This is a genomic window from Chryseobacterium sp. CG10_8, from assembly GCF_058117085.1.
This window is the reverse complement of the sequence record NZ_JBYVEB010000175.1, coordinates 1-3,622: the sequence shown is the minus strand read 5'-3', so window position 1 is coordinate 3,622 and position 3,622 is coordinate 1. Positions and strand designations below refer to the sequence as shown.

Annotated in this window: 3 protein-coding genes; 2 read left to right on the top strand and 1 reads right to left on the bottom strand. The window is 30.7% G+C overall.

What is annotated here, in order from left to right:
• Positions 1-78 precede the first annotated feature (78 nt).
• Positions 79-765 (top strand): DUF5694 domain-containing protein, encoded by a 687-nt coding sequence (locus tag AC4AGG_RS15730; protein WP_489772970.1) that lies wholly within the window; start codon positions 79-81, stop codon positions 763-765.
• Positions 766-2,263: 1,498 nt separating this feature from the next.
• A complete protein-coding gene (locus tag AC4AGG_RS15725) occupies positions 2,264-3,154 on the top strand; it encodes a hypothetical protein (RefSeq protein ID WP_489772969.1) in 891 nt (296 codons plus the stop codon).
• Between the two features lie 205 nt (positions 3,155-3,359).
• On the opposite strand, the gene AC4AGG_RS15720 is transcribed toward AC4AGG_RS15725, so the two are convergent.
• Positions 3,360-3,622, bottom strand: a 263-nt coding sequence (locus tag AC4AGG_RS15720; protein WP_489772968.1) for a hypothetical protein, incomplete at its 5' end; no start/stop codon positions are given.

Sequence of the window (3,622 nt, the reverse complement as noted above, 5' to 3'; positions counted from 1 at the left end):
TAACTTTACGGGTATTCATTAATTTATAAAACAAAATTTGACGATGCAATACCTGTTTTAAATGTTGCAACATTTCATATGGGCGAGACTTCTGACTCAATGACAACCGACTTTGATGAACACGACAAAAAAAATCAAAAAGAAATAAAGAAACTCGCAAAACTTTTTGCAAAATTTAAACCAACAATTATTGTAATCGAAGCATTGCCTGAAAAAGATAGTATTAGACAAGCCGATTATATGGATTACATTCAGAATCCTAACAAAAAATTTTCTAACCCTGATGAAAGAGAATTGCTTGCATATGAAGTTGGACGATTGAGCGGAGCTAAAAAAATATATGGCATTGACTTTAAAGAAAGTTATGGTCTTAATGATGACTCAATAAATTCTATTGATAAAACAACGAATAGTAAATATTGGAAAATGGTTGACGAAAACGAAAAAAGAACCCCAGAAGAAGGAATTCCTTTCTATGATTTGTTTAAACTTAATAACCATCCTCAATATTTAGAAAGTCTTATAAATATAAATGCAGACTTATATCTTTATGTGTCAAATAAGGGAAAATCGGAAGGGGCTGATGCTGCTGCTAAATTTTATCACCGAAATTTAGTAATGTTCTCAAATCTTAACCAAATTACGTTTGACAAAAACGATAAAATTTTCATTTTAATGGGTGGAGCTCATACAGCATTTTTTATGGACTTTTTAAAAAGAAGTCCAAAATTTAAGCTTGAAAACACATTTGACTATCTAAAATAACTGTAGCCAACAGTGTATTGCCAAAATGCGGGGTTGAAGTGATTATTGAGAGATTCTGCATTTTTCGTCGCAATTGCTTTTTTGTTTCACGTTTTTTTTGTAATTTAGTTCCACAAAAAGGCAATTGCTAAAGTCAGAGAAAATTGAACTTTTTAGGTGTAAAAACCCGCACTTCGGCAATACTTTTTCGTTATCTACAACTGCCATTGAACAATTCGCGCTCTGAAAAAATTCTGATTTTGAGTGAATAAAATAAGAAACTGAATTCAGACCAAACTAAATAACTGTTGATGGTCTAAATTCATTTTCTAATCAGAGTGACTGAATAAAACTCGGAATCCAAACAATGCGAATTATTCAACGACAGTTTTCGACAACGAATTGACAATCTGACCGCAAAATGACGTGAATAAAATTCAAGAAATTTAAGTGGATAATCTTTGGAATAACGAACTGAATAAAATTGCGCTTGAATAACGAAACGCAAAATCAGAGTGAATATCAGAGTAAAATTAAAGCTGACCGAACTAAATCTAAAATCTGACAATATTCTTGAGTAAAACTGCACAAAATTCATTAGAAACTATAAATTTGAATGAAAATGGCGCAAAAACAACCTAAAAACGCCAAATTCTACGGAAATTGGCGCTGTAGATAACAGTGTATTGCCAAAATGCAGGGTTGAAGTCTTAATTGTACTACTCTACTTTTTTTGTCGCATTTGCTTTTTCGTTTCACATTTTTTTGTAATTTAGTTTAACGAAAAAAGCAATTGCTTAGCGAAGTTTTTAACTGAAATTCCAGTTGTAAAAGCCCGCACTTCGGCAATACTTTTTCGTTATCTACAACTGCCATTGAACAATTCGCGCGCTGAAAAAATTCTGATTTTGAGTGAATAAAATAAGAAACTGAATCTAGACCAAACTAAATAACTGTTGATGGTCTAAATTCATTTTCTAATCAGAGTGACTGAATAAAACTCGGAATCCAAACAATGCGAATTATTCAACGACAGTTTTCGACAACGAATTGACAATCAGACCGCAAAATGACGTGAATAAAATTCAAGAAATTTAAGTGGATAATCTTTGGAATAACGAACTGACTAAAATTGCGCTTGAATAACGAAACGCAAAATCAGAGTGAATATCAGAGTAAAATTATAGCTGACCAAACTAAATCTAAAATCTGACAATATTCTTGAGTAAAACTGCGCAATATTCATTAGAAACTATAAATTTGAATGAAAATGGCGTAAAACAACCTAAAAACGCCAAATTCTACGGAAATTGGCGCTGTAGATAACAGTGTATTGCCAAAATGCGGGGTTGAAGTGATAATTGCACTACTCTACTTTTTTTGTCGCATTTGCTTTTTCGTTTCACATTTTTTTGTAATTTAGTTCCACAAAAAAGCAATTGCTTAGCGAAGTTTTTAACTGAAATTCCAGTTGTAAAAGCCCGCACTTCGGCAATACTTTTTCGTTATCGGTAATGTCATGAAAATTGCGCTTAAAATACTATTCCTTATAATTTTCATAAAAGCGTTTGGAAGTCCTCAACTTCCAGACTATATTATCTATAAAAATGACACAATTCCTACTTATAATTTAATCTTAGAAAAACTTCTTCAAGTAAAAACATCGGATGAAGGAAAACTCTTTGGATTAAGTTTTAGAGGTAACGAAAATCAAGCAGTTTCATTTAACTGTTGGAGAGGTTATCAATCAATTTACGAAATAAAAAACGACAGTCTATATCTCAATAATATTATTGATTGTTTTGATTTAATTGATAAGAAAAAAATTAACTTGAATAAATCAAGAGAAAGAATGAAAGAAATATTTGGAGATAAGGTTCAGAATAATAAGGTCTTCATCGGTTGGTTTTCAGGTAATCTTAGCTTTCCTCAAAATTTAAAAGAAAATAAAGTAATAAGATGGGACGGAGTTTTTTATAAAATTTTTTTATATGAAACTGTTCTAAATTTTGAAAATGGAAAAATGCTTTCCTCAAAAAATGTTGAAAACTATGAAAACGTAAGAAATGGAATTAATAGAATAAATAAAGACAAGATTTCAAATCAAATTTTCAAACAAATTAAAAAAGTAAAATGGTCAAATAAAAATGATTATGACTGCTCTGAAAAATATTTGGTAACAATTGATGAAAGTGGAAAAGTTTCAAAAGTGGAAATGACTTACAATGAAAAAGAATTGAATGACAATTTCGAAAGAGATGAGTATAATTATTGTGTTGAAACTATCTTTAGCTCTTTAAAAACAATGAAATTTGACATTCTAAAAGATAAAGGAGTTCCAACTTCAGAGCGAATTTTCATAGAAATTTGGTTTGATAAAAATGGAAAAATTGAGAATTGGACAAAATAAAGACACTACCGATAACAGTGTATTGCCAAAATGCGGGGTTGAAGTCATAATTGAGAGATTCTATTTTTTATGTCGCAATTGCTTTTTTGTTCCACATTTTTTTGTAACTTAGTTCCACAAAAAAGCAATTGCTAAAGTCAGAGAAAATTGAACTTTCAGGTGTAAAAACCCGCACTTCGGCAATACTTTTTCGTTGTGCAATATGCTAAGAAACCGACAACTCAAAACCTGAAAGTACAGAAACGATATTTTGCAATTCGTGGAAAAATTGACAATGAACAATTCCGCAATATCTATCACCACGCCAAAACTTAACTTGAGTATTATCATATTGAGAAATAGCAAAATCCCCAAAATGATGCCCAAGTTCTTTGCTTCTATCATAATTCCAGCAAGTTTCTTTATCAGTAAATCCAGCCTTTTCTAATATTCCATTCCATAAAGGAATCCCAAATAGGTTATAATTTA

What these genes read in the sequence shown, in the direction of transcription:
- AC4AGG_RS15730 (WP_489772970.1), top strand. Translation starts at nt 79, where the DNA reads ATGGGCGAGACTTCTGACTCAATGACAACCGACTTTGATGAACACGAC.
- AC4AGG_RS15725 (WP_489772969.1), top strand. Translation starts at nt 2,264, where the DNA reads ATGAAAATTGCGCTTAAAATACTATTCCTTATAATTTTCATAAAAGCG.